This is a genomic window from Paenibacillus sp. FSL R7-0297 (genome assembly GCF_038009025.1).
Lineage (GTDB): Bacteria > Bacillota > Bacilli > Paenibacillales > Paenibacillaceae > Paenibacillus_AQ.
On sequence record NZ_JBBPAQ010000001.1, the window covers coordinates 7396280 to 7421520 of the forward strand.

At 55.3% G+C, this 25241-nt stretch carries 22 protein-coding genes; 11 read left to right on the forward strand and 11 right to left on the reverse strand.

What is annotated here, in order from left to right:
* The first annotated feature begins 5 nt into the window (after positions 1 to 5).
* From MKZ24_RS32090 to cysC, 3 genes are all read left to right on the forward strand, one after another.
* Positions 6 to 1394: an STM4012 family radical SAM protein gene (locus tag MKZ24_RS32090; protein WP_340789875.1), complete on the forward strand. Its 1389-nt coding sequence runs from the start codon at positions 6 to 8 to the stop codon at positions 1392 to 1394.
* Complete coding sequence (locus MKZ24_RS32095; RefSeq protein ID WP_042233022.1) at positions 1391 to 2293, forward strand: STM4011 family radical SAM protein; 903 nt, start codon at positions 1391 to 1393, stop codon at positions 2291 to 2293. The genes MKZ24_RS32090 and MKZ24_RS32095 overlap by 4 nt, the downstream gene beginning before the upstream one ends.
* Positions 2294 to 2738: 445 nt before the next feature.
* On the forward strand, positions 2739 to 3299 hold the full coding sequence (cysC, locus tag MKZ24_RS32100) for an adenylyl-sulfate kinase (RefSeq protein ID WP_042233021.1): 561 nt from the start codon (positions 2739 to 2741) through the stop codon (positions 3297 to 3299).
* 225 nt (positions 3300 to 3524) lie between these two features.
* Here cysC and MKZ24_RS32105 read toward each other — a convergent pair whose 3' ends face one another.
* Positions 3525 to 4196 (reverse strand): hypothetical protein, encoded by a 672-nt coding sequence (locus MKZ24_RS32105; RefSeq protein ID WP_052416006.1) that lies wholly within the window; start codon positions 4194 to 4196, stop codon positions 3525 to 3527.
* 321 nt (positions 4197 to 4517) lie between these two features.
* Positions 4518 to 5954, reverse strand: coding sequence for an aminotransferase-like domain-containing protein (locus tag MKZ24_RS32110; RefSeq protein ID WP_042233019.1), 1437 nt, complete (start codon positions 5952 to 5954; stop codon positions 4518 to 4520).
* Between the two features lie 227 nt (positions 5955 to 6181).
* Here MKZ24_RS32110 and MKZ24_RS32115 point away from each other — a divergent pair, with 227 nt between their 5' ends.
* Positions 6182 to 7132, forward strand: a complete 951-nt coding sequence (locus MKZ24_RS32115) for a DMT family transporter (RefSeq protein WP_340789879.1) — start codon at positions 6182 to 6184, stop codon at positions 7130 to 7132.
* 104 nt (positions 7133 to 7236) lie between these two features.
* Here the strand turns inward: MKZ24_RS32115 and MKZ24_RS32120 are convergent, their stop codons facing one another.
* On the reverse strand, positions 7237 to 7836 hold the full coding sequence (locus tag MKZ24_RS32120) for a hypothetical protein (protein ID WP_340789881.1): 600 nt from the start codon (positions 7834 to 7836) through the stop codon (positions 7237 to 7239).
* A 315-nt stretch (positions 7837 to 8151) separates the two neighbouring features.
* Between MKZ24_RS32120 and MKZ24_RS32125 the strand changes: the two genes are divergently transcribed.
* The 3 genes from MKZ24_RS32125 to glpX are packed head-to-tail and all read left to right on the forward strand — an operon-like array spanning position 8152 to position 10645.
* A complete protein-coding gene (locus MKZ24_RS32125) occupies positions 8152 to 8796 on the forward strand; it encodes a helix-turn-helix transcriptional regulator (RefSeq protein WP_340789882.1) in 645 nt (214 codons plus the stop codon).
* A gap of 18 nt (positions 8797 to 8814) precedes the next feature.
* Positions 8815 to 9615 carry a pyruvate, water dikinase regulatory protein gene (locus tag MKZ24_RS32130; RefSeq protein ID WP_039302045.1) on the forward strand — a complete coding sequence of 267 codons (801 nt, stop codon included), beginning with the start codon at positions 8815 to 8817 and terminating at the stop codon, positions 9613 to 9615.
* A 34-nt stretch (positions 9616 to 9649) separates the two neighbouring features.
* Complete coding sequence (gene glpX, locus MKZ24_RS32135; RefSeq protein ID WP_042233012.1) at positions 9650 to 10645, forward strand: class II fructose-bisphosphatase; 996 nt, start codon at positions 9650 to 9652, stop codon at positions 10643 to 10645.
* A 177-nt stretch (positions 10646 to 10822) separates the two neighbouring features.
* On the opposite strand, the gene MKZ24_RS33205 is transcribed toward glpX, so the two are convergent.
* Positions 10823 to 11887 (reverse strand): YsnF/AvaK domain-containing protein, encoded by a 1065-nt coding sequence (locus tag MKZ24_RS33205; protein WP_445324183.1) that lies wholly within the window; start codon positions 11885 to 11887, stop codon positions 10823 to 10825.
* A gap of 373 nt (positions 11888 to 12260) precedes the next feature.
* On the opposite strand from MKZ24_RS33205, the gene MKZ24_RS32150 reads away from it, so the two are divergent.
* The 4 genes from MKZ24_RS32150 to MKZ24_RS32165 all read left to right on the forward strand — a co-directional run bounded on the left by MKZ24_RS32150 (position 12261) and on the right by MKZ24_RS32165 (position 15982).
* Positions 12261 to 12572 carry a (2Fe-2S) ferredoxin domain-containing protein gene (locus tag MKZ24_RS32150; protein WP_042134087.1) on the forward strand — a complete coding sequence of 104 codons (312 nt, stop codon included), beginning with the start codon at positions 12261 to 12263 and terminating at the stop codon, positions 12570 to 12572.
* A gap of 251 nt (positions 12573 to 12823) precedes the next feature.
* On the forward strand, positions 12824 to 13669 hold the full coding sequence (locus MKZ24_RS32155) for an AraC family transcriptional regulator (protein ID WP_340789887.1): 846 nt from the start codon (positions 12824 to 12826) through the stop codon (positions 13667 to 13669).
* A 159-nt stretch (positions 13670 to 13828) separates the two neighbouring features.
* The gene (locus MKZ24_RS32160) at positions 13829 to 14818 is read left to right on the forward strand and encodes an aldo/keto reductase (RefSeq protein WP_042233006.1); all 990 of its coding nucleotides are present in this window, start codon (positions 13829 to 13831) and stop codon (positions 14816 to 14818) included.
* A gap of 255 nt (positions 14819 to 15073) precedes the next feature.
* Positions 15074 to 15982 (forward strand): aldo/keto reductase, encoded by a 909-nt coding sequence (locus tag MKZ24_RS32165; protein WP_340789890.1) that lies wholly within the window; start codon positions 15074 to 15076, stop codon positions 15980 to 15982.
* A 120-nt stretch (positions 15983 to 16102) separates the two neighbouring features.
* On the opposite strand, the gene MKZ24_RS32170 is transcribed toward MKZ24_RS32165, so the two are convergent.
* The 7 genes from MKZ24_RS32170 to hutH form a co-directional block, all read right to left on the reverse strand.
* Positions 16103 to 16396, reverse strand: a complete 294-nt coding sequence (locus MKZ24_RS32170) for a hypothetical protein (protein WP_340789891.1) — start codon at positions 16394 to 16396, stop codon at positions 16103 to 16105.
* Between the two features lie 170 nt (positions 16397 to 16566).
* Positions 16567 to 17301, reverse strand: a complete 735-nt coding sequence (locus MKZ24_RS32175; protein ID WP_081956385.1) for a ZIP family metal transporter — start codon at positions 17299 to 17301, stop codon at positions 16567 to 16569.
* 390 nt (positions 17302 to 17691) lie between these two features.
* Positions 17692 to 19014: an amidohydrolase family protein gene (locus MKZ24_RS32180; protein WP_340789892.1), complete on the reverse strand. Its 1323-nt coding sequence runs from the start codon at positions 19012 to 19014 to the stop codon at positions 17692 to 17694.
* Between the two features lie 12 nt (positions 19015 to 19026).
* Positions 19027 to 20439, reverse strand: a complete 1413-nt coding sequence (locus MKZ24_RS32185) for a Zn-dependent hydrolase (protein ID WP_042232999.1) — start codon at positions 20437 to 20439, stop codon at positions 19027 to 19029.
* Positions 20439 to 21713: an imidazolonepropionase gene (gene hutI, locus MKZ24_RS32190; protein WP_042232997.1), complete on the reverse strand. Its 1275-nt coding sequence runs from the start codon at positions 21711 to 21713 to the stop codon at positions 20439 to 20441. The genes MKZ24_RS32185 and hutI overlap by 1 nt, the downstream gene beginning before the upstream one ends.
* Entirely contained in the window at positions 21713 to 23392 is a 1680-nt protein-coding gene (hutU, locus tag MKZ24_RS32195) for a urocanate hydratase (protein ID WP_340789893.1), read from the reverse strand. Before hutU ends, hutI begins: the two co-directional genes overlap by 1 nt.
* A 176-nt stretch (positions 23393 to 23568) precedes the next feature.
* Positions 23569 to 25113 (reverse strand): histidine ammonia-lyase, encoded by a 1545-nt coding sequence (gene hutH / locus MKZ24_RS32200; protein ID WP_042232995.1) that lies wholly within the window; start codon positions 25111 to 25113, stop codon positions 23569 to 23571.
* Between the last annotated feature and the right edge of the window lie 128 nt (positions 25114 to 25241).

Consider the following 25241-nt stretch of genomic DNA (forward strand, 5'->3'; position numbering starts at 1 on the left):
AACGTATGACGTCAATCCGGCAATCCACTTATTACAAGAGCAATGACGGGCAACCTCCCTTCTCCTCCGGGGAGCTTCAGGAATGGACCGGACAGATTACGGCCAATCCTTACCGCAATTATCTCTATTCCTATCCGCACAAGACCGCTTACCGCGAGTTCGCGGCCCCCATTTCTTTAGAGGAACTGTGGCGGGACGAGCCTGCGGAGAGTTTCTTCTTATATATGCATATTCCCTTCTGCGGCGCACGCTGCGGCTTCTGCAACCTGTTCACCCTGCCCGATAAAAGAGCGAATGTCCACGCCGAGTACGTAGACGCGCTGGAACGGCAGGCGAAGCAGTGGGCTGCTTTTACCAGTCACAAACCTTATGCGCGCTTCGCCATCGGCGGCGGAACGCCAAGCCTGCTGGCTCCCGCGCAGTTGAACCGGCTGTTCGGCATTGCTGCGGATATCATGGGAGTGGATCTCTCAGCCACATCCATCTCCGTCGAAACCTCACCCGAGACGCTGACGGAGGAGAAGCTGTCGATTCTGAAGGAGCATGCCGTGGACCGGGTCAGCATGGGCATCCAGAGCTTCGTGGCCGCCGAGTCGGCTGCCATCTACCGGCCGCAGGACCCGGACGTGGTATACCGGGCGCTTGAGCTGCTGGGCAAATATGATTTCCCCATCCTCAATCTGGATCTGATCTACGGACTTCCGGGGCAAACGGTGGAATCATGGCTGTATTCGCTGAATCAGGCGCTGCTGCATGAGCCGGAGGAGATCTTCATCTATCCGCTCTACACCCGTGAGCATACGATTGTGAAGCCGGGCGATCTGCTGCGTCAGAGTGATATCCGCCATGAGTGCTATCAGGCTGCATGCCGGCTGCTGGCGGAGCATGGCTACCGCCAGTACTCGATGCGCAGGTTCGCCAAGGAGGATGCAGGAACCGGGAAGGATCTTCTGGATTACAGCTGCCAGGAGGAAGGCATGGTCGGCCTCGGCTGCGGCGCCCGTTCCTATACCCGGAATGTACATTATGCCTCCCGCTACGGCGTCAGCCGCAAAGCTACAGAGAGCATCATCGCTGACTATGTAGCAGCCGAACGTTATGATACTGCTGACTACGGGATTGTACTGAGCCTTGCAGAACAGAAACGGCGCTTCATTCTCAAAGCTATCCTGCATAGCGAAGGTCTCACCGTGGCAGATTACAGCAGGAGATTCGGTTCTGCGGTCCGGGAAGATCATCCCGAGCTGGGCCTGCTGGTACAGAGCGGCTTCGCCAAGGATGAAGAGGGCATCCTGCGGCTGACTCCGGATGGGCTCGGCTACTCCGATTCCATCGGGGACTGGTTCATCTCCGGCGAGATCAGGGAGCAGATGAAGGGGTTCATCCTGCCATGAAGGCGGTCCTCTACTACCGCGGCTCCCTCTCCTCCTGCAACTATGACTGCCCTTACTGCCCCTTCGGCAAAATAAAAGACAGCGCCGCTACCCTCGCCAAAGACCGTGAGCATCTTACGGCCTTCGTCCACTGGGTGTCGGAGCAGGGAGCGGCAGGCCACCGGCTGTCTATTTTCTTCAATCCCTACGGGGAAGGACTGACACACCGCTGGTACCGGGACGCGCTAATCACTCTATCCCATCTGGAGCATGTGGACAAAGTCGCCATCCAGACGAATTTGTCGGCCCGGCTTGATTTCACCGCAGAGCTGAATCCGGCCAAATCCGCCTTCTGGGCGACCTATCATCCCGGGCAGGTGAGTGAGGAACGGTTCCTGGCGCAGTGTATGACTGTATACGGGCAGGGCATTCCATTCAGCGTGGGCAGTGTAGGTGTTCATGGCGCTTTTCCGGCTATTGCCTCGCTGCGTGCCGCCCTGCCGGAGGATGTCTATCTGTGGGTGAACGCCTACAAGGACAAGCCGGATTATTATGCGCCAGAGGATGTAGGCTTCCTTAGTGGGATAGATCCTTATTTCCGGATCAATGCCGTTGACTACGACAGTCTGGGCAAAAGCTGCAATGCAGGCAGCAACGTGTTCTATGTGCAAGGGGCAGGTCTCGTGAAACGCTGCTACAAGGACCGCGCGGTCATCGGTAACCTCTACCACGATGGTCTCGAAGGACTCGCTGCGCTGCGCAGCTGCCGGATGAAGGTCTGCGACTGCTACATCGGCTATATTCATATGCCGGAGCTTGGCCTGGAGCAGATTTACGGCTCCGGATTGCTGGAGCGGATCCCTTACGGCGCGGGAGAGAGAATCCCAGACGAAATGAGGGAAATGGGGATCCAGCGGTGAGCGGGTTTGGGTTGGCAGATTGGGTTGGCAGATTCGATAGAATGGATACGGCGATGGATAGATACCTCTAAGGTCGGGCGAGTTCCAAACACACTTTCTCTTCTATGTGTGTATTTCGTACAATTAAAAGAAGGATAAACACCGGATGTGTGCGGATAAGTGTATGCTGTACAACTAAAAATGGCCGAAGGCGCTCATTTGGGGAAAGTCTGTCCTTTTAGTTGTAGAAAGTGCAGCTATTAGACTGGAAAGACAATGGCTGGTGATTTTAGTTGTAGTTAATACAGTTATTGTCGGATGAGGTTCTTAGCTTCGAGCAGAAGTCTGGTTCTATCTCCTAGGCCGCTATTTCGAAAGAGTACCGTTCAGTGGATAGAGCAAATGTGGCTACAATATGGCTACAAGGTGGCTACAATGAAGCGAAAAGTTACGGGAGGACAAAGCAATGACGGCTCAGCTACATGCTCAGACACAAACAGGGGTAACGATATGGCTCACCGGCCTGTCCGGGGCGGGCAAGTCCACGCTTGCCGCTCTGCTCAAGGACCGGCTGCAGGAGCAGGGCCGGGCAGTCGAATGGCTTGACGGTGATGAGCTGCGGCGCATACTGAGCCGGGGCCTTGGCTTCAGCCGCGAGGACCGGCTCGAGAATATCCGCAGGGCGGTCTATATCGCCGGCCTGCTGAACCGGCACGGCGTCGTCACCGTGGTCTCGGTGATCAGCCCTTATGCCGACATGCGCAGCTATGCCCGCGGGGAGCTGCCGGGGTTCGTGGAGGTCTATGTAGACTGCCCTCTCCCCGTGTGTGAAGCGCGGGATGTCAAAGGGCTTTACGCCAAGGCCCGCTCCGGTGAAATCCCGGCCTTCACCGGGATCTCCGATCCTTATGAGGCTCCGGACCACCCGGAGCTGAGGCTGCACACGGCAGAGCGTACCCCAGAGGAATGCGTGGAGGAAATGATAGACTGGCTTACGGAGAACCGGCTCTATCAGCCGTGGCGCTAAAGTTAGAGTTCGGACATTCTCCTGCTTCGCCTGCACTATGAGCATAATAGAAGGGAGACTTATAGCGTTTAGCCATGAGCCTCCCTTCTATTGATATGAAGCTCCCGTTCTTCTAACAAACCAGCTGCGTTGCCCAGGCATCCTCCACCGTTGCTTTACCGCGCCTCCTCTTACTCCGCCTCATCCTGCTTCATTATGTCTTACACAGTGATCATCAGCTGCTGCTTATTTCCGTGATTTGTTACTTTGACGGCGCTGCCAGGTTAGCCCTAGTGCTATCAAGATCACCATCCCCGCACCCGCTCCCACATATAGCAGCCAGGGTGCTGTTGCTGAATGGTTGTCTACAGGTACTGAAGGTGCATCACCTTCAGCGGTCTCTGGCGGAGCTGTCGGCGACCCGCCGCCGGTACCTGGCCCCAGCTCATTCAGATCTTCCTGCGCGTCAGCATACAGGGCAGTTCGGCTGCACAGGCTCGTAGTCAACTCACTCTGTTCTTCATCCCCCTTCGCTAGGTTTCCATCTGCTTCCGCTCCTCTTGCATAAACCATATAGCGTTCCCCCTCGGCGAACTCAAAGCCGCAGCTGTCTCCGGACTGCGCCGTATTTACGGTCACTTGATTACCCAAATCCCCCTTCCACCGGGCCCCCACCTGAAAGGTAACCTGCATGGGATCAGCACTGGATTGCATAATTCCGGATGGTTTGGTGACCGATATTACGGTGCCTTCAAACACAGCCGCACTGTCTTCCAGAGCCTCCAGCGGCGGAGCTGGTATGACACAAGAACAGGCATAGGTAACCTGCGGACGTACAGTCAGTAGTGTCATGGAGACAAGCAGGACGCACAGGATCATGAGCAAGACGCCCGGGATTCTTTTTATCGCAATCATCATAATCACTCTCCTTATTCCCCAGACGAAATTCCCAGAGAAAGGTTACTCTATAAACCATAAAATCCCATACCAGCTAAAAGGCACGCGGGAATAATAGGACAGTCAGCGTAATAACAGCTACGTGATAACGCCTGCGTCATGGGCATGTGATAGCAAGCTGCGACCAGACAGCTACGTGATAACGGCTGCATCATGAGCATGTGCTACCAGCTATGCCTGACGGATATATGATAGCGGCTGGCTCATCATGTCTGCAGGCTAACCCCCAATATTTACCCGCATCTACTTTCTGCATCTGCTCTTCGTATTTACTCTCTAAATTCACTCTCTATGTCCACCCTCCGCCTCGATCTCCCGCGCAATTGCGGTCAGCTGCCGCATCCCTTCGCGCAGCAGTGCTTCGCTGGCGAAGGAGTAGCTGAGGCGCAGCCAGGACTTCATCTCGCCCAGCGGATCACAGATTTCACCGGGAACGAAGGAGATAGACTGCTCCATACAGCGTACAAACAGCGTATCTACGGACACTGTGTCCGGCAGCTTCACCCACAGGTTCAGCCCGCCCTGCGGCGCTGTCCATTCCCAGCCGGTGGCTGCAAGCTCCTCCTCCATAATCTCCTTATGCACCTGAAGCGCGATCCGCAGCTTGCCGAGATGCTGCTGCAGGCGCGGCGAGGTGTAGTAGTGGAGAAATATCTTCTGATTCAGCAGCGGCGTCCCGTTGTCCGCCAGCGACTTGGCGGCAATCAGCCGCTCCATGAACGGATAACGGCAGGCTACTGCGCAGATCCGCAGCCCGGGGGCCACGTACTTGCTGAAGCTGCTGATATAGATGACCCAGCCTTCGGTATCATAGGCAAAAAACGGTGCCGGCGGTTCCTCCTCAAAGTGCATATCACGGAACGGATCATCCTCCACCAGCAGGCAGCGGTAGCGCTCCGCCAGCTCAACGAGCAGCTTGCGCTGCTTAGCCGGCACCGTATAACCCGTCGGATTATGGTGCGTCGGGTTAATATAGAACATCCGCGGCTTATGCCTGCGCATCAGTTCTTCGACCGCCGCCAGATCATACCCCTGGGGCGAGATCTCCACCGGAACCAGCCGCGCGCCTGCCCGGCGGAAAATATCCAGCGCCACACTATAAGTCGGACGCTCCACCAGCACGGCATCCATCGGGCCGAGCATGATTCCGGCGATCAGATTGATCGCCTGCTGCGCTCCCGAAGTAATCAGCAGCTCGCGGGCCGACAGCTGCAGCCGGTACCGGTCATGGAAATGGCTGCTCAGCGTAGCGCGCAGCTCCTCATCCCCCTGCACGGTGGAATAGGTACCCATGACCTTCGGGTAGAGGTCGAATACTTTTTTGACATAATCGGACAGGAACAGGTTGGGCAGCAGACCCGGATCAATCAGCGCTTGAGAGAACTGGTAAGTCACCGGCTTCCGCTGAATATCAGACATCGGACTCTTGACCGTATACCCTAATACGGCTGCCCCCTCCTCCACCGAATTGGCCAGCCGGCTGCCCGGCGATACATAATAACCGGATTTGTCTTTGACATACAGCATACCGTTCTCCGTAAGTGCCCGGTAAGCCTTAAATACCGTCAGCCGGTGGACACCCAGCTCATCCGCCAGCAGCCGGATCGACGGCAGCTTGTCATGGGGCTTCCACTCCCCGCGCCCGATCCGATTCGCCATGAACTCATAGACTTGGCGGAACAAGGGATTACTTTGCTCTGCTCCCACTGACTTCTTCATATACCCCCGCCCTCTCCACAATATACTCACAGCCGCCCCGCTGCCCACAGCTCACCGCTCGCCGCTCACTCCTGCGCACACTTTCGCCAACTGCTCTTTGCCCTATTGTACAGCATTCCGCCCGGCAACTGTTCTGTGTTCCGCAATCTGTTCTGCGCCTATGAGGATATGATTAACAGAATACTTCAAGAGATTGCCACATTACCACCACAAAGGGGCACGGAAACATGATTATGTTAGCTTATTCACTGGTCTGTCTGATCTTCGGCACAACCTTTCTCGCGATCAAAATCGGCGTAGACGCCGGAGCGCCGCCGTTCTTCTCTGCGGGACTTCGTTTTTTCACGGCAGGGGCGGTGCTGTTCCTGTTCATGGTAGTGAAAGGCAAAGCCAGCTTCTCGCTGCTACTGCGCAAGGAAATGCTGTTCACCGGAGCAACGCTGACCTTCGGCACCTTCGCCGCACTTTACTGGGCCGAGCAATATGTATCCTCCGGACTTGCGGCCGTATTATCGGCAACCGGGCCGATGATGATTCTGCTGATGCAGATGGCTTTTCTCCGGCAAAAGGCTCCTGGCTACTCGCTGTTCGGCTGTATCATCGGCTTCACCGGCGTACTGCTGCTTGTGCTGCCCAGCCTTGCGGCTGATGTCACTCCGCTCTGGCTGATCGGCTGTGTTGTCGTCCTGATCGGAGAAATCTGCTATGCGGCAGGTGCGATCTACTCCAAAAAAGTAACCACTACCTTCTCCGGAGTATCACCTGTGGCACTGAATGCGGCCCAGATGATGTACGGCGGAGCGTTATTGTTCATCATATCGCTGATTACCGAGCCGCTGCATCCCTCCTTCCTGCTATCGTTCAAAACCGCAGGCTCCCTGCTCTACCTGACCGTTGTCGGCTCCATGGTTGGTCATACCCTGTTCTACTGGCTCGTCTCCAAGACGAATCCCGTCTTTCCGTCAACCTGGCTGTATATCTCTCCGCCGATTGCCGTCGGGGTGGGCTTTCTGTTCTATAACGAGGCGGTAACCTGGGTAACGCTGCTTGGTGTATTCACCATTATCGCAGGCACCATTCTTGTGAACGCAGGCGCGCTGAAGCAGCTGATTTTCAAACAAAAACCGGCAATACCCGTACTACATAAAACAAGTATTGAAGCTCTGCCGCAGGAGTAGCTCTGCCCGTGCCAAACAAAAACAGCCTGGACCCTGATCAAAGGGCTCCGGGCTGTTCTGTTGTCTTTATATATGGCTCAAATATGGCTCAAGCACCATGAACCTTAATGCTGCTCCACAGTGCTGAAATACAAATTCAGCGGCAGTTCTTCATCACTCTGGTTACTGTTCGATATCCTGTAGGTGATAAATAGCTTGTTCTCACCCTCGCCGTATGTCCAGGATTCTTCGATTGAGCCTGTCAGCGGCTTAAGCGGAAGGGCCATCCGGTCAATAGATTGAACGGATTGCTCGACTTTGTCAGTCTCTTCAGCGTCCGCAGGTTTGTATTGGTCCAGAAAAGCACGCACCAGCTCTCTTGCATCCTCATAACCGCTGTCCGATCTGGGAAAGACCGTCCCTATCCGGTACCCAATGATTGTACCCGTTGTAACATCTGCCGTAATCTGCTGGATGAACTCCATTGGATTGACGGTCAGGATCTCATCCTGCATGATTGTACCCAAATTCGGATCAAATTCCCCAACAGCATCCGTAACTTCCAGAACGGCAAGCCCGTCTTCGAGCGGCTGGTTGAACACAGCCCTGTGCCCTTCCACCTGTGTGAACAATTCTGCGTACTTCGGGGTGTCCTTGCTGCATCCGGCAGATAACAACGTTAGGATGACTATCCCGCATATGAGAACGAAGCATGATTTCCTCAAATGAATACACCTCCTTGCCTGATCAAACCTTACCATACATGTGAGGAAAGAGCATTAAATAAATACCATATATTAGAATATTATTGCTTCTCCTTAACGAAATTCTGATTATGCTACCTATTTTTTCATAAAATCATTATATATGACGTATTATATATTGCATTCATGATCATTATTGCGTATTATATAACCAAGTTAGAGGATTTATTTTCAAACAGGACGTCTGAATGAAGAGGGGGAATCGGCGCACGGTGCTCCTTTTCTGCCAAGGGAGTGCCTGTATCTATAACGTAAACCGGAAAGTGGAGGAAAACTGTGATCGAACTGACAACCCGGCAATTGCAAATTATTGAGATTGTGAAAAAAAGAGCGCCGATTACCGGAGACCAAATCGCGGAAAGCCTGGGCCTGAGCCGGCCGACCATCCGGGGGGACTTGTCCATCCTGGTTATGCTCGAATATGTCGATGCGAAGCCGAAGGTCGGTTATTTCCCCGGTACCAAAGCCGCAGCGCGCCATAACAGCCGGGGGCTGCTGCAGGATACCAAGGTTAGCGATATCCAGAGCATCCCGGTCATTATCCGCGAGAATACAACGATTCAGGACGCTGTAGTTACACTGTTTCTTCAGGATGTCGGTACGCTGATCATTTGTGATAGCGACGGCAAGCTGACCGGTGTCGCCTCGCGCAAGGACTTCCTGAAGGTCACGCTCGGTAATCCCGGAGCGGTAACCATGCCTGTGAGCATGGTCATGACCCGCCAGCCCAAGGTAGTAACTGTTTCGCCTGATGACACGGTGCTTGACGCCGCGCAGCGCATGATATACCACGAGGTAGACAGTCTGCCGGTAGTTGTTCCCCGCAGCGGGGAAGGGTCCGGCCCAGGTCTGGACGTAGTAGGGCGGCTCACGAAGACTTCCATCGTGAAGCTTCTCCTCGAGCTTGAAGCCAAAGGATAATGGAGGAATCGATAGAGCATGGAGCCATCCACCCATTACATTACGATATGCTCGGATTCTATTGGAGATACGGCGGAAGCTGTCGTGCAGGCCGTCATTCACCAATTTCAGAATCAGCGTGTCACGATCAGAAGATACGGCAATGTCAGACATGAAGATGAACTGCGCAAATTAATGGAAGAGACCGCCCAGCTTCAGGGTTTCGTAGCTTATACCCTGGTCCAGCCGGAGCTGCGGGAGATGATCCGCGAGGAGGCGGTCCGCCTCGATCTGCGGATTGTGGATATTATGGGCCCGATGATGCAGGCCTTCATCGATACCTTCGATGATGCTCCGGAGGCCAGGCCCGGACTGCTCCATCAGCTGGATGAGGAATATTTCAGCCGGATCGAGGCGATTGAATTCACCGTCGCCTGTGATGACGGACGTGATCTCGGGGCCATGCTTAAGGCAGATATTGTTCTGCTCGGCATGTCCCGCACCTCGAAGACACCGCTCAGCATCTTTCTGGCTCACCGCGGTAAGAAGGTGGTGAATTATCCGGTTGTCCCGGAGGTCGGTCCGCCGCAGCAGCTGCTGAGCCTGCCGCCCAACCGGATCATCGGACTGACCATGAAGCCGGAGTACATGCTGAAGATCCGCTCTGAGCGGCTGAAGATGCTGGGTTTGCCTACCGGCTCGCAATATGCCAGCCTCGAACGCATTACAGAAGAGATGGAATATGCGGCAACACTGTTCGCCAAGCTGGGCTGCCCGGTTATTGATATTACGGATAAGGCGATTGAAGAAACCGCCGGCATTATCATGGGATATATCTAATCTAACTATTCTAACTACACTGGAGGGAATCATTATGGAACGCGAATTGGCACTGGAAATTGTACGGGTCACTGAATTGGGTGCTTTATCCTCAGCACGCTGGATTGGCCGGGGCGACAAGAATGCGGCAGATGATGCTGCCACAACCGCAATCCGTTCCATGTTCGATTCTGTCTCCATTGACGGAACCGTGGTGATCGGCGAAGGCGAGATGGATGAGGCGCCGATGCTCTATATCGGAGAACGTGTCGGTAACCAGAGCGGCCCTTCAGTCGATGTAGCGGTAGATCCGCTGGAAGGGACCGAGGTCGTCGCCTGCGGACTGCATAATGCACAGTCGGTGATTGCAATTGCTGACAAGGGCAGCCTGCTGCATGCGCCGGATATCTATATGGAGAAGCTGGCCTGCGGACCGGAGCTGGCCGGTAAGCTAAGCCTGGACGAACCGGCCGAAGTAACGCTGCGCAAAGCCGGCATGATCACCGGCAAAGCGCTCTCCGAGCTGACGGTGATGGTGCTGGACCGCAAGCGGCATGAAGGCTTAATCAGCATCCTGCGTGAAGCAGGCGTGCGCATCAAGCTGATCAATCACGGCGATGTCGCCGGGGCAATAGCCGCTGCGCTGCCGGACAGCGATGTAGATCTGTACATGGGCTCCGGGGGAGCACCGGAAGGTGTCCTCGCCGCCGCCGCACTGCGCTGCCTGGGCGGCGAGCTTCAGGGCAGGCTGCTGCCCGAAGGCCCCTTCGAGATGCAGCGCTGCCTGCAGATGGGCCTGGACAATCCGGCACGGGTGCTGTCCATGGAGGATATGGTCGGCACCGGCGATGTCATCTTCGCCGCCACCGGGGTAACCTCCGGCGAGTTCCTCAGCGGCGTCCGCTTCATCGGCAAGGAACGCGCCGAGACCCATTCGGTGATCATGCGGGCGCAGAGCCGCACGATCCGCTACATCCGCAGCATTCATTTCCTGCCGGGCAAGGACATCCCGGAGGTCATTCCGGCCAGAGCCAATGCGGCCTTTATGTAGGATCTGGATATACAAAAGGGTTTCCGTGAAGTCCGGCTGGACTTCACGGAAACCCTTTTATTATCTCGCTGACACAATTCCATGCTTAAAGTGACGGCAAAGCCGTTCCCATTAGCTTTAGCTTTAATGACAAATTCCGTCATCTAGCCTGTCAGCACGTCATAACGTCCCTGATTCTTACCGGCTGCGGCTGTGGTCTCTCAGCAGCTCGTCACTGCCGTCCACCTCACCGCTCTTGTTGACCCGCGCTTCCTCGCGTCTGACCGTATCCTGTACCTGCTCGGTTCCCTGAACCTCACGTTTGTGAATTCCGACTTCACCGGTATCGACCGTATTCTTGCGGACCTCCACCCGCTCCTCGCTCACCGGGAGATTGATCATTTTCTGCTCTTCAATGATCTCCTTGTGTACGTTGACCTCACCTGTCCGCACCTTGTTCTTGGATACATCCAGCTGTTGCTTGCGGTCTTCATCCAGATCATTGGCCCCGCCAGTTCGTGTATGATCCAGCGTCCCGTCTATGCCATTCGCTGTACCGGAATATACATCTCCCGTCATTCCCGGCCGGTTCACATCATCCAGTGCTCTTGTCCCCGGGAGATCATGCTCCGTTGCCGAATTCATCGTATCCAGCCCTGTATCATCCCTGCCTTCAAGACCCGAGCCGTTGAACGCGGCATCCACGGTATCTGTTACCGAATGACGTGCGGTATCCGCAGCATCGCCGGTTGTATTAGGATCATCCATATAACGGTCTGCGTTCGCTGAATTATGGTTGCGGAATATCGAGTATGCATCACTTTCCCGCGTGTTATCTGTATCAACCATAACCAGAATGCGCCCTTCATCCACATAATTGTCGTAACTCTCCGCTTCATCCTCCGGAATACCCAGCCCGATCAGACCGCCCACAAGCCCGCCTGTTCCTGCACCTACGGCGGCTCCCGTCAATGTCGCGGCAATTGGTCCCGCAGCAATAATAGGCCCGATCCCCGGTATCGCCAGCGCGCCGATGCCTGCCAGCAGCCCGGTGACACCGCCGAGTATACCGCCTGTCGCTGCACCCGATGCCATGCCCTCAGGCGCCTTGGTTCCTGTCTCATCACTGATCGCTTCAACATCCCGTTTATTTCTCGCTATCACTGAGATATCCTCTGTCAGAAACCCGTGACTTTTCAAGTCTTCAATGGCCCGTGAAGCTTCATGCTCGGTATAGAATACACCTACAATTTTCTTATTCATAACGATTCCCTCCTGGTAGCTTATTTTGTGAATAAGGATTGGTCTCACTTTAACTTTCACATCCCTTACTTAACCAAACAGGCATCCGCGAAACTGATATTTTATAAAACTGTAAACGTAACCTCAAAATTATTTATGAAACAGGAAATAATCCGGGAAATAATTCCCAAGCGCATTTTCTCCTGCATCCCGGACACATTTTACTCATATTTCCCGTTTCGGAGTCAGCATAGATCACATCCAGTTATCCTCCTCATGGCATTTATTAAGCCTTTTAGAACAATGGGCTCAACCACATTACAGCACCGCCAAAAGAGACTATACTCCTCATAAGACAGGTCAGCCACTCAGATATCATTTAGGGGGAACCGCGATGAATATGCGTTTGAAGGTGCTCAAGAAGCATTTACTTTTCTGCTGCAGCGAACACTGCAATAACCAGGATGTCGAAGAGGTCATGCAGGAATTCAAAGAGCAGATGGTGGAACACGGGATTAACAAAACGGTCAAAATCAACAAAACCAGCTGCCTCGGCCTATGCGGCAACGGCCCTTTTGTCATCGTGTATCCTGACGGAATCTGGTACTACAATGTAACCACCGATGATGTGGCGCGCATTGTGGAGGAGCATCTGGTGAACGGGGTACCCGTGGAAGAGCTCGTTATGCTCAAAATGGAAGCCTGACCCTGCCGAAACTCCGGCATCTGTGTTATGAAATATGTACGTAAGGTCCCCCTCCCTTTCAGCGGAGCCGGGACTTTTTGCGGTGTATCTGCCTTGGGGTCACCGTAAAGTACCTGAGCAATTCATCGAAGCCAGAGCCTCACTTTATGGGGTTATTTTGCGGTTGATCAGCCTTGGTGAAACTGATGTATAATGGGGAATATACGCTTTTTAGGCAAAGAACACTCCCTATACAGGAAAGAGGCTGAAGCATGGCCATATTCAAATATAATTCCCATCGTCCACACCGCACCAGTCCCGATCTCCATCTCCATTATTGGGGACAGGAGCAATGCGCACCCGGCCATTCCGTCGGACCCGGGGTCCGTGATTTGTACAAAATCCACTTCATTCACGAAGGCACCGGCAAAGTCGTTGTCGGGGAAGCGAGCCACACGCTGGGGGCAGGACAAGCCTTCCTCACCTATCCCCATGTTGTGACGCATTATGCCGCAGACCCGGACAGTCCCTGGACCTACTCATGGATTGCTTTTACCGGAGAAGAAGCCGGATATCTGCTGTCGCGGACGTCGCTGTCGCCGGAGCAGCCGGTGTTCTCGATGGATCAAGAGCTCATGCCGTCTCTATTCGAGAAGCTGTCTGAAGCCGCTGATTGCCAGGATATGCTGGATCTGCCGCTCAAGGTAATCCTCTATGAGTTCTTCTCCCTGCTGCTGCGCACGGTTCCGGCCACTGCCAACCTGGTGATTCCGCGTCAAAAGAGTGTCTATGTCGAGCAATGCCTCCACTACCTGCATGCCCATTACTGTGAGAATGTCACCGTGGAGAGCATGTCCGCTTCCTTGAAGCTGGACCGCAAGTATCTGTCCACGCTGTTCAAACGGACGATCGGTCTGCCGCCGCAGCAGTATCTGCTTAATTTCCGGATTGCCAAGGCCTGCGAATTGCTGACCGAGACCAGCTGCACCATCGGCGAGATCTCGCATTCGGTCGGGTATCAGGATGCACTGCTCTTTTCCCGTATGTTCAAAAAGGTTAAAGGCTGCCCCCCCAAAGAATACCGCATCCGCCACACGGATACTGACATTGTTCTATAAACTTCATCCATGCTGACATACGATTATCCCCACGGATTCGCTACAATAAGGACGTGCCCTGCCCTGAGAAGCAAACGCTAACATTCCCCGGATAGGGAGCGCCAGTTTGTACACATTAATCACAGAACACACTAACCAACAAATTACAGGAGGAATAATATGTATACCGCTAGTCCTGAACGCTATGACACTATGAAATATAACCGCACCGGCCGCAGCGGCCTGCTGCTCCCGGCGATTTCGCTTGGACTCTGGCATAATTTCGGCGGCAACGATGTGTTCGAGAACGGCCGGGCCATGGTCCGCCGCGCTTTCGACCTGGGGATTACCCACTTCGATCTCGCCAATAACTACGGTCCGCCCGCAGGCACCGCCGAAGAGAGCTTCGGGCAGATTCTGAAGAAGGATCTCGCCGCGTACCGCGATGAGCTGATCATCTCCAGCAAAGCCGGCTACTATATGTGGCCCGGCCCGTACGGCGAATGGGGCTCCAAGAAGTATCTCGTGTCCAGTCTCGATCAGAGCCTGAAGCGGCTCGGCCTGGATTATGTGGATATCTACTATCACCACCGTCCAGATCCGAATACGCCGCTCGAAGAAACCATGTCTGCACTGGATCTGTTAGTACGCCAGGGCAAAGCGCTGTATGTCGGTATTTCGAACTACAAGCCTGAAGAGGCGCGTGAAGCCGCGCAGATTCTCCGCCGTCTCGGCACTCCCTGCCTGATTCATCAGCCGAACTATTCGATGATGTCACGCTGGATCGAAGACGGGCTGCAGGATGTGCTGGCTGAAGAAGGCATCGGCACTATCGCCTTCTCTCCGCTGCAAAAGGGTATCCTGACCGACCGTTACCTGAAAGGCATTACCGCGGATTCCCGCGCAGCCGGACCAAGCGTGTTCCTCTCCGAGAAGGAAATCACGGCCGAGGTGATCGCCAAGGTAAGCAAGCTGAACGATATTGCCGCAGCCCGCGGACAGAAGATGTCCCAGCTCGCCTTATCCTGGGTACTCCGCGGCGGCAAAGTGACCTCCGCCCTGATCGGCGCGAGCAAAGTCAGCCAGATCGAAGATGCTGTAGCTTCCCTGAATGCGCCTGAGCTGAGTGCAGAAGAGCTGGAGCAGATTGAGAACATTTTACGCGGATAACCCAAGCGACTGGAAGACTGTAAGACAACTTCTATTCATACTTATGACGGCAATCCTACACGCCCGGCTGACAGTCAGCGGCGGCAGGATTGCCGTTTTTGCGCACAGATAAGAATGTATATGCTTCACGCAATAAATGTTCCTTATCTTTCTCGCTGAAACGGATACCGTCCTTTGAAGGACGGTGTAGCCGTTTCCACTTGATCCCGATGATATAATAGACACAATTACAGTAACGAAAGGACGTCAGGTCAGATGAACACTAACCGTTTGGGACAATCTGATTTATATGTAAGCGCCATGGGCCTCGGCTGTATGTCGCTAGGGACGGATGAGGCGAAGGCTGCTGCTATTATTCACGAGGCGCTTGATCACGGAATCAATTTCCTGGATACCGCCGATCTCTACGATGAAGGCCGCAATGAGGAAATCGTCGGCCAGGCGATCCGGCACCGCCGTGCAGATGTAATTCTGGCCACCAAAGTGGGCAACCGCAGAATTCCCGGTCAAGAGGGCTGGAGCTGGGATGCTTCCAAAGCCTATATCCGCTCGGCGGTGAAAGAAAGTCTGCGCAGGCTGCAGACCGATTATATCGATCTGTATCAGCTGCATGGGGGAACACTGGAGGATGAGATTGACGAGACGATCGAAGCCTTTGAGGAGCTGAAGCAGGAAGGGGTCATCCGCTATTACGGGATTTCCTCCATCCGGCCGAATGTCATCCGGGAATATGTGCAGCGCTCAGGAATTGTCAGCGTGATGAGCCAGTACAGCATTCTCGACAGACGCCCGGAGGAGAGTATCCTTCCGCTGCTGGCCCGGGAGGGCATCAGCCTGATTGCGCGGGGACCGCTGGCCAGCGGCATCCTGACAGAACATGGCCGCAGCAAGGCGAAGCGGGCATATCTGGACTATACTGCCGCGGAGCTGTCAGAGCTGCACGGCCAGCTGATGCAGCAGACTACCCTCACCCGTACCTTGACACAGACAGCGCTGCAGTATCCGCTGGCCGAGCCGGCCGTTGCCGCTATTATTCCCGGAGCGAGCAGCCTTGCGCAGCTGCGGCAGAATATTGCATCCGCTGCCTCACCGCCGCTCTCTGCGCTTGAGCTAGAGGCTGTCCGTAAGGTGAGCAAGGCAGGACGGTATACACTGCACTTGTAGAGTTGAATGTTTACAAAGCCAAAGAAGCTGCCTTTGAAGCTGCAGGAAATCTGCAGTCATTGGACAGCTTCTTTTTTCATACATCCGGGGAACAAGTTTGAATTACAGCAATAAATCCGGTTAACCCTGCTTTCTCTTCTTAACGATCCATATAATCACCGAAGCGGCAAATACCAGGGCAGTAATGAGCCATGTCAGCAAAAAAGCCATACCCAGTCCAATATTCGCATCGAGCGCGTCTCTCCGGCTCTCCAGCACCAGCATTACCGCGAGCGGCGCCCCGCTGGCTGCCAGCAGAACCGTCATACTGTAACGGGCAAAATTCGTCCGTTTGTGAATTCCAGCATACAAGCTTATGAAACCAGCAACCAGAAGTACAAATGTCAGCAAAGCTTCCCAGGTTAGTCTGTCCATCCAATCACACCTTCCATCTTCAAGCTAGCGCTCTATGAATCGCTGGGATAACAGCCAGTATAGCTGCTTTGGGAAGCAGACGCAAATGGTGCGAAGTTTCCATTCCAATACGAAAAACCGCCTGGTGTCCATGGCACCATAGGCGGTCTGATTATTGAGAATCAAATCCTTCATCCGCCAAAAAACGTTGTAATATACACCATCGCCAGCAGGCCGAATATAAACGAATAAGTTGAAGGCCGCTCATACCCGTGGCCGTGGCTCTCCGGGATCAGCTCCTTATAGACAATGAAGAGCATCGCTCCGGCCGCGAAGGCCAGCCCGTAACCGACTACATTCTGCACATAGCTGGCTGTAAAATACCCGATGACCGCCGATACCATCTCCATCAGGCCGGTCAGGGCAGCAATGGTCAGCGCTTTCCGCCGGGTCGCGCGGGCATTCATCAGAAACACTGCCAGGATCAGGCCTTCCGGCATATTCTGGGCACCGATCGCAATAGCTACCATGGGCCCCAGGCTCGCCTGCTCACTGGCATAGCTGAAGCCCGTACTGAGCCCCTCGGGAATATTATGAATGAACAGCGCGATCATCACGAGCAGCGCTTTGGAATCCAGATTGCTGAGGCCGGGCTTGTTCTCCACATCAATATGCGGAATATGACTCTCGATCAGATCAAGCAGAAGCACCCCGGTAATCAAGCCAAGCGTAAGGGCGATGATTCCCGACTCTTTGATCGCCTGCGGCATCAGCCCGAAGGTGGTCGCTGACACCATAATTCCGGCGGTGAAGGCAACCAGAACATCCTTCCACAGCTCTGACAGCCGCTTCACGAACAGGATGGGAATCACGCCAAGCACCGTAGCCATTGCAGATAAAAAGCTGCCTAGAAGTGCACTCGCCAAGTCTTCAACCCCTTTTGTGGACAGGACCTATAGACAAGCTTATGCTTTCGGCAGCTTTAATTATAACCAGGCTTCCATTATTTACTTTTTATACAGATCGCACTGGTGGAATTTACGTTAGAGCTGCTCTACAACTCCATAGGAGTTACGTTAAGCGTTCAAAGCGCCCAAACGAGAGTTCAATTGCATTTTGCACAATAGATCAGCTCCATATCTACGTAAAAACTGCATCTGTTGTACTCTGTACAGCAGAATCCAGCAGTAAAGGGGTTATGGAGCCAAACTCCAGAAATCAAATGTATGAAATACAATAGAAAGAGTTTTAACCCCAAATAAGTTGAGTTCTACTGTACTAAATACAATCATCCTCCAATGAAGATCTATCTAGAACTACTCCAGCTTCGCGCATTTCTCAAACCATTGGTCTACCCGCCGGCCGATAGACGAATCGGACACGGTCTGAATCTTTCCTTGCTCAAAAACCACCTTCCCGCCCACGACTACTGTCCGGATCGCTCCCGGCTGCATCGCATAGACCATGTTGGCGAATAATTCCTGCTTCGGAGCCAGCGACAGATCGTGAATGTCAAGCGCTGCAAAGTCAGCATGCTGCCCGATATCGAGCGATCCGACCGGCAGGCGGAGAATATCCCCGGCGCTCCGGGTACCCATCCGGTACACCTCCCCGGCGGTGATGCAGGTGCCGTCCAGCCTGCTGACCTTCTGCAGCAGCGCGCACATGCGCATCTCCTCATACACACTGATCCGGTTGTTGCTGCAGCCTCCGTCGGTCCCGAGTGTTACTCTGACGCCTGCCTTCAGCAGGTCGGGAATACGGGTCACACCGTCAGACAGGAACATGTTGCTGGACGGGCAATACGCCAGTGACCCGTGTCTAGCACCGATTAGCTCAATCTCGGATTCTTCCAGCCAGACCAGATGAATTGCAATCATCCGCTCGTCGAGCACGCCCAGGGAATCCAGATAATGCACAGGCCGCAGGCCATAGTCACGCTGGATCTCTTCAACCTCGAATATTTCTTCCGCCACATGAATGTGAAAAGGTGTATCCAGCTCCATGGCCAGCTTATGCCCGGCCTTAATCATCTCCGGTGAAGCCGCATGCGGACTATGCGGAGCCGGATGCACCGTAACCATGGGATTGCCCTGATACTTCTTGGCTAATAACCGGGTACGCTCCACAGCCTCCGGAACCGTCTCCCGGTAAGCCAGCGGCGCCCCGGTCCAGTCATACATGGTACGGGCAAATACAAGCCGGATACCCAGATCACCCGCAGCCCGGATTACGGCTTCATCATAGGCAGTTCCGCCGTTATGCACATAGAAGAAATCGCAGACTGTCGTGATTCCGTAGCGCAGCATCTCCCCGAAAGCAAGCAGCGCACCGGTATAGATGGCTTCTTCATCGAGAAGCGGCGTGTACTTGTACAGGGCCCGATCCCGCCATTCCAGAAACGGCTTATCAATTGCAATCCCGCGCAGCAGGCTCTGGAAGGAGTGATTATGTGAATTAACGGTGCCGGGAACGATAGCTCTGCCCTCCCAGGGGATGTGCCTGGCGTCGGGATAGCGGCGCAGCAGCTCCTCACGCTCTCCCACATCCGCAATTATCCCGTTCTCTACCAACAGCGCGCCATTCTTCTTGAATTCGTCCTGCGTGTACAGAACATCTGCTGAATATATTTCGCGCATGGTTTGATCCTCCTAACGGCTTAGTTGCTCATCGAGTGCCAGAATAGACTGCAGCAGTACATTGCCCGCCTTCTCAATATCCGCTATCCGGCTCTCTTCTTCCGGGCAGTGGCTTTTACCGCCCAGGCTCGGAACGAAGAGCATTCCTGCGCGGGTCAGCGAAGCCATATGGGTCGCATCATGCCCCGCCATACTGCCCAGGTGAAGGGCAGAAATCCCCAGGGCCTCCGCCTGTACAGCACTCACATCCATGATCAGCGCATCCATTGGCTGCGGTGCCTGATCCAGAATCAGCCGCCGCTCCAGAAGTAGACCTCTTCTCCCGGCAATAGCCTGAGCCTGCTCGCCCCAGGCCTCTATCAGTTCCTGAATACGCTGACGCGTCTCCCCTCTGGCCTCCAGGTGAAAGACTACCTTCTCCGGAATAATATTGGCGGCATTCGGTTCATTGCAGATCCGGCCAATCGTGCCTACGGCTTCATCCGCCGGATGCTTCCGGCAGACCGCTTCGAACGCCAGCATCATCTCTGAGGCGCCCATCAGCGCATCCTTCCGGTCAGCCATCAGGGTTGTCCCGGCGTGATTGGCTTCTCCCGTAACGGTAATTTCTTCGCGATATATCCCCGTGATGGCAGTCACGATCCCTACTGGAATGTCACGGTCCAGCAGCCGTTTGCCTTGCTCAATATGGACTTCAAGATAAGCAGCAAGCTCCGCCGGGGCTCTCCGGCAGTTCCCGAAATGCTCAGGATCACCGCCGGCCAGCAGCAGGGCCTCCGTCAGCAGCTCCCCACGTTCATTACGCACTCCGGTAAGATCACTCCGGCTGAGCTTTCCCGCGACCGCACGGCTGCCGAACGTAGAAAGTCCGAACGGATTCGGCTCCTCGGCGCTGAAGGAGACCAGCTCCAGCGGATGGCGGGTACTGGTCTTATTCTCTACCAGTACTGTCATTACTTCCAGCGCCAGCAGAACCCCTAGCGCACCGTCATATTTACCGCCGTTCGGGACCGTATCGATATGTGAGCCGAATGCGATGACGGGAAGGCTGCGATGTGCTCTGCCGGAAACGCCGAAGCCACCGGCAGCTGCGGAATCTCTTGAAGGATCTGAACCCTCCACTCCAGCCATATTTCCTGAAACCTCTGAATCTCCGGAAACCTCTGGATATTCCATAGCATCCGAGACTCCGGATGCATTCCCCTGTCCCGCTCCCCTACGGGTGGCCCAGATATTCGCCGCTTCATCTACCCTGACCTTCAGCTGCAGAGCCAGCAGCTTACTCTTGAGCCACTGCCGTGCGGCCAGTTCAGCCTCAGTGAAGGTCGTCCGGTCCAACCCTCTGGTCTCCTCATTCAGGCCAAACATGCCCAGCTCCCGGATGTTATTCTGCAGACGGTCCGCATTAATCCGCAAGGATCTCATCACCATACCCTCCGTCCGTTCTGAATGACTGCCTCACCCTTCTTGAACACGGTATCCACCAGATTTACCGCATAATGGTACTGAAGGTAGAGAACGTTCGGTGCATCGAACATCACCAGATCCGCCTGTTTGCCAACCTCAATACTGCCGATCCTATCAGCCCGGCCAAGGGCATGTGCCGCATTGATTGTACAGGCCGTCAGCACCTCCGCCGGAGTCATGCCCATCGTCAGGCAGGCCAGATTCATAATAAACGGCAGCGATTCCGTCGGGGAGGAGCCTGGATTGCGGTCGGTCGACAGCGCGACAGGCACACCGGCATTGATCATGGCCCGGGCATCGGCCGGCTTCGCCATCAGGAAGAAGGCTGTGCCGGGAAGCAATACGGCGATTACCCCGTTCTCCGCCATTGCCTGTATGCCAGCTTCGGAAGCATGCAGCAGATGATCCGCTGTCACTGCCCCCAGCTCGGCGGCCAGCTCCGCTCCTCCGCAGGAGACAATCTCATCGGCATGAAGCTTGGGCTTCAGCCCCCAGCTCCGGCCTGCCTCCAGAATGTCCCTTGACTGCTCCACCGTGAATACTCCCTCTTCGCAGAACACATCACAGAACTCCGCCAGCCCCTCCCGGGCCACAGCCGGAATCATCTCTTCAATTACACTGCGGACATATCCATCTGCATCGCCGCGATATTCCACCGGCACGGCATGGGCTCCCATGAATGTGGACACCACCTCTACCGGATGGGAAGCATCCAGTCTGCGGGCCGCGCGCAGCTGCTTCAGCTCATCCTCCAGCCGCAAGCCGTATCCGCTCTTGGCTTCGATGGTGGTTACTCCATGCGCCAGGAAACGGTCCAGCCGCTTCACGGTTTCGGCGATCAGCTGCTCCTCCGTAGCTTCCCGGGTCCGTTCGGTGGAATACAGGATTCCACCTCCGGCATTTAGAATGTCCATATATTTAGCGCCCTGCAGCCGCAGATTCAGCTCAAACTCCCGGGAGCCGGCAAAAACGGCATGGGTATGGGGATCGACCAGCCCCGGCGTGACGGTCTTCCCTTCCGCTGAGAACACCGTCACCTGCTTATTCCCGGCATGCTGCTTCACATAGCCGCGCGCATCCTCATCACTGCCGACGAAGGTGAAGATACCGTCCTCGATCACGATTCCCCCGTACTCGATTAGCCCAAGCTCCTCCATCTCCTTGCCTGTCTTCGGCTTATTGCTGGCACCGCCAAGCGTCGCGATCTGGGCAGCGTTCTGAATATAGATCATCACTTGACTCCTTTCGCGTCAATCAGCATGGGTATCACAATGCCTTGCGCCTTGGCTGTCTCCACAGCCAGAGGATAACCCGCATCCGCATGGCGGACTACGCCCATCCCCGGATCTGAGGTCAGCACCCGTTCAAGCCGTGCTTCCGCTTCCTTCGTTCCATCCGCCACCACAACCATTCCGGCATGCTGCGAATAGCCCATGCCGACGCCTCCGCCGTGGTGCAGTGATACCCAGCTGGCGCCGGCAGCGGTATTGACCAGTGCATTCAGCAGCGGCCAATCCGACACCGCATCACTGCCGTCACGCATCGCTTCCGTCTCCCGGTTGGGGGAAGCGACAGAGCCTGCGTCGAGATGATCCCTGCCGATAACAATCGGCGCAGACAGCTCTCCGGCTGCCACCATATCATTGATAATCCGCCCGAACTTCGCCCGTTCACCGTAGCCGAGCCAGCAAATCCGTGCAGGCAGCCCCTGGAACGAGATCTTCTCCTGCGCCAGAGTAATCCAGCGCTGCAGCCCTTCGTTATCCGGGAATGCCTTCAGAATAGCCGCATCCGTCTTATAGATATCTTCAGGATCGCCCGACAGGGCGACCCAGCGGAACGGTCCTTTACCTTCACAGAATTGCGGGCGGATGTAGGCCGGGACGAAGCCCGGGAAGTCAAAAGCCTGCTTCACGCCTTCATCATAGGCCACCTGGCGGATATTATTACCGTAGTCGAAGGTAACCGCTCCCCTCCGCTTAAGCTCCAGCATCGCTTCGACGTGGCGGGCGATACTCTGTTTGGCCAATTTGACGTATTCCTGCGGGTCCTGAACTCTTAGCAGCTTAGCCGTATCCACCGTGAAGCCTTCCGGCACATAGCCGTTCAGCGGATCATGGGCCGAGGTCTGGTCGGTCAGAATATCCGGGACGAAGCCCCGGGTAATCATCACCGGCAGCAGCTCCGCTGCATTGCCGAGCAGGCCAACCGAGAGCGCCCGCCCGGCGCTTCGGGCCGCTTCAGCCTGAGCCAACGCCTCATCCAGCGTTTCGGCCAGTACATCGCAGTAGCGGGACTGGATTCTTTTCTCAATCCGTGTCCGGTCCACATCGATGCCGATGAATACCCCGCCGTTCATGGTGACAGCCAGCGGCTGCGCGCCTCCCATGCCGCCGAGTCCCGCGCTAAGTGTGATCGTCCCCTGCAGCGAACCGCCGAAATGCTGTCTGGCGCATTCCGCGAAGGTCTCGTACGTGCCCTGCACAATTCCCTGTGTGCCGATATAAATCCAGCTGCCTGCCGTCATCTGCCCGTACATCATCAGCCCCTTCTGATCCAGCTCATGGAAGGTACTCCAGTTGGCCCAGGCTGGGACCAGATTGGAATTCGCCAGCAGCACGCGCGGGGCATCACGATGGGTGCGGAAGACGGCAACCGGCTTGCCGGACTGAATCAGCAGGGTTTCGTTGTCTTCGAGCATCTTAAGGGAGCGCACAATAGCACCATAGCTCTCCCAGTTGCGCGCGGCCTTGCCGATTCCGCCATAGACAACCAATTGCTCCGGGTGCTCCGCCACCTCGGGATCGAGATTGTTCATCAGCATGCGCAGCGCCGCTTCCTGCACCCAGCCCTTGGTGTTCAGCCCGTTGCCTCTTGGCGCGCGGCAGACTCTTGGTTCATCCATATTCATATTCTTAACTCCCCCTCCATTGAACACGCTGATCATGCCGGAAACCCGGTGACTACTTATGCTGGAGTTAACTCCCCTTCCAGCGGGAAACTTTCATACGTGCTGGTTTGATTAAAAATCTTATGCAAAATACAACATTCCCTTCATCAAAATCGGCCGTAATCGGTTGCCCTTTATCAGGAATGAAACGGAACCAGTGCGAACAGCTCCTCCAGTACATCCGCTTCCTTCATCCACTCGGCGATGGTGGCGAAATCACCGGACAGCACCCGGTCACCATCCACGAACGGGACCTGCTCGCGGCAGCGGTCATACAGCCATTTCGTGCCCGCCCCGAGCAGCTCCGGCCCCCGGAAGTCAATGGCCTGCGCCCCGCAGAGCAGCTCGATCGCCAGCACCGCATAGGCATTATCGACGATCTGCTTCGCCTTCCGGGCGCCGATCGTGCCCATGCTTACATGATCCTCCTGATTGCCGGAGGAGGGGATCGAATCCACACTGGCCGGATGAGCCAGTGATTTATTCTCGGACACCACAGACGCCGCCGCATACTGGGCGATCATGAACCCGGACTGCAGCCCTCCGTTCTTCGTCAGGAACGGGGGCAGTCCCTCGTTCAGCTGCGGATTGACCAGCCGCTCGATCCGCCGCTCGGCAATATCCGCCAGCTCCGCCGCGCTGATGGACAGATGATCCATCGGCAGCGCAACCGGCTGCCCGTGGAAATTCCCGCCTGAGATCACCTTGTCTTCATCCGCGAAGATCAGCGGATTGTCTGTGGCCGAGTTGATCTCAATCTCCAGCTTCTCTGCGATGTAAGCCAGCGCATCACGGCTTGCGCCGTGAACCTGCGGCGCGCAGCGCAGCGAATAGGCGTCCTGCACCCGCACTTCTCCCTGGCCGGTCATCAGCTTGCTGCCGTCCGTCAGATTGCGGATGTTGTCGGCTACCTGCCGCTGGCCCTTATGCGGACGAACTGCATGTGTCGCCGGGTCGAACGCATCACGGACCGCCCGCAGCGCCTCACAGCTGAGTGCAGCTGTGCAGTCCGCCCAGTTGGCCAGATTCAGCGCATCCCAGCAGGCCAGCGTGCCGACAGCGGTCATCACCTGTGTTCCGTTGATCAGGGCCAGCCCTTCCTTGGCTGCAAGAACAATTGGCGCAAGCCCCGCTTTGGCCAGCGCCTGAGCACCGGGCATCCGTATACTCTGATAATAAGCTTCGCCTTCGCCGATCAGAACCAGTACCATATGCGACAAAGGGGCAAGGTCACCGCTTGCGCCCAGGGAGCCTTTTTCAGGAATCACCGGAATGACGCCCCGGTTAAGCATCTCCACCATCAGCCGGATCACCTCCAGACGGATGCCGGAATAACCAAGGGATAAGGCGTTTATCCGCAGCAGCAAGATTGCGCGCACGATCTCCTCCGGGAACGGCTCGCCAATTCCGCAGCAGTGGCTGCGGATCAGATTAAGCTGCAGCTGCTTCGTGTCCTCCGGCGAGATGCACGTATCACTGAATTTGCCGAAGCCGGTCGTGAGGCCGTACACTACTTTTTTCTCCAACAGGAGCTTCTCTACATATTTGCGGCTACGGTCCACCTTGCGGCAGCTCTCCACGCCCAGGTCCACCATCCGATGATACCGGGCCACCTTAATAACTTCCTCAATAGTTAATGTATTGCCGTGGATCATGACGGTTTGATTGTCTATTTGGAGCATACGCCTCACCTGCTTCCCGGGTAATAGAAAAAGCCCATACCCTAATAGAGGTACCGGCTTCTATATCACTAATCACTAAATTACGGCTTATTCTGTTTCAGGCTGCTTCTTCACAATCGGGAATGCGA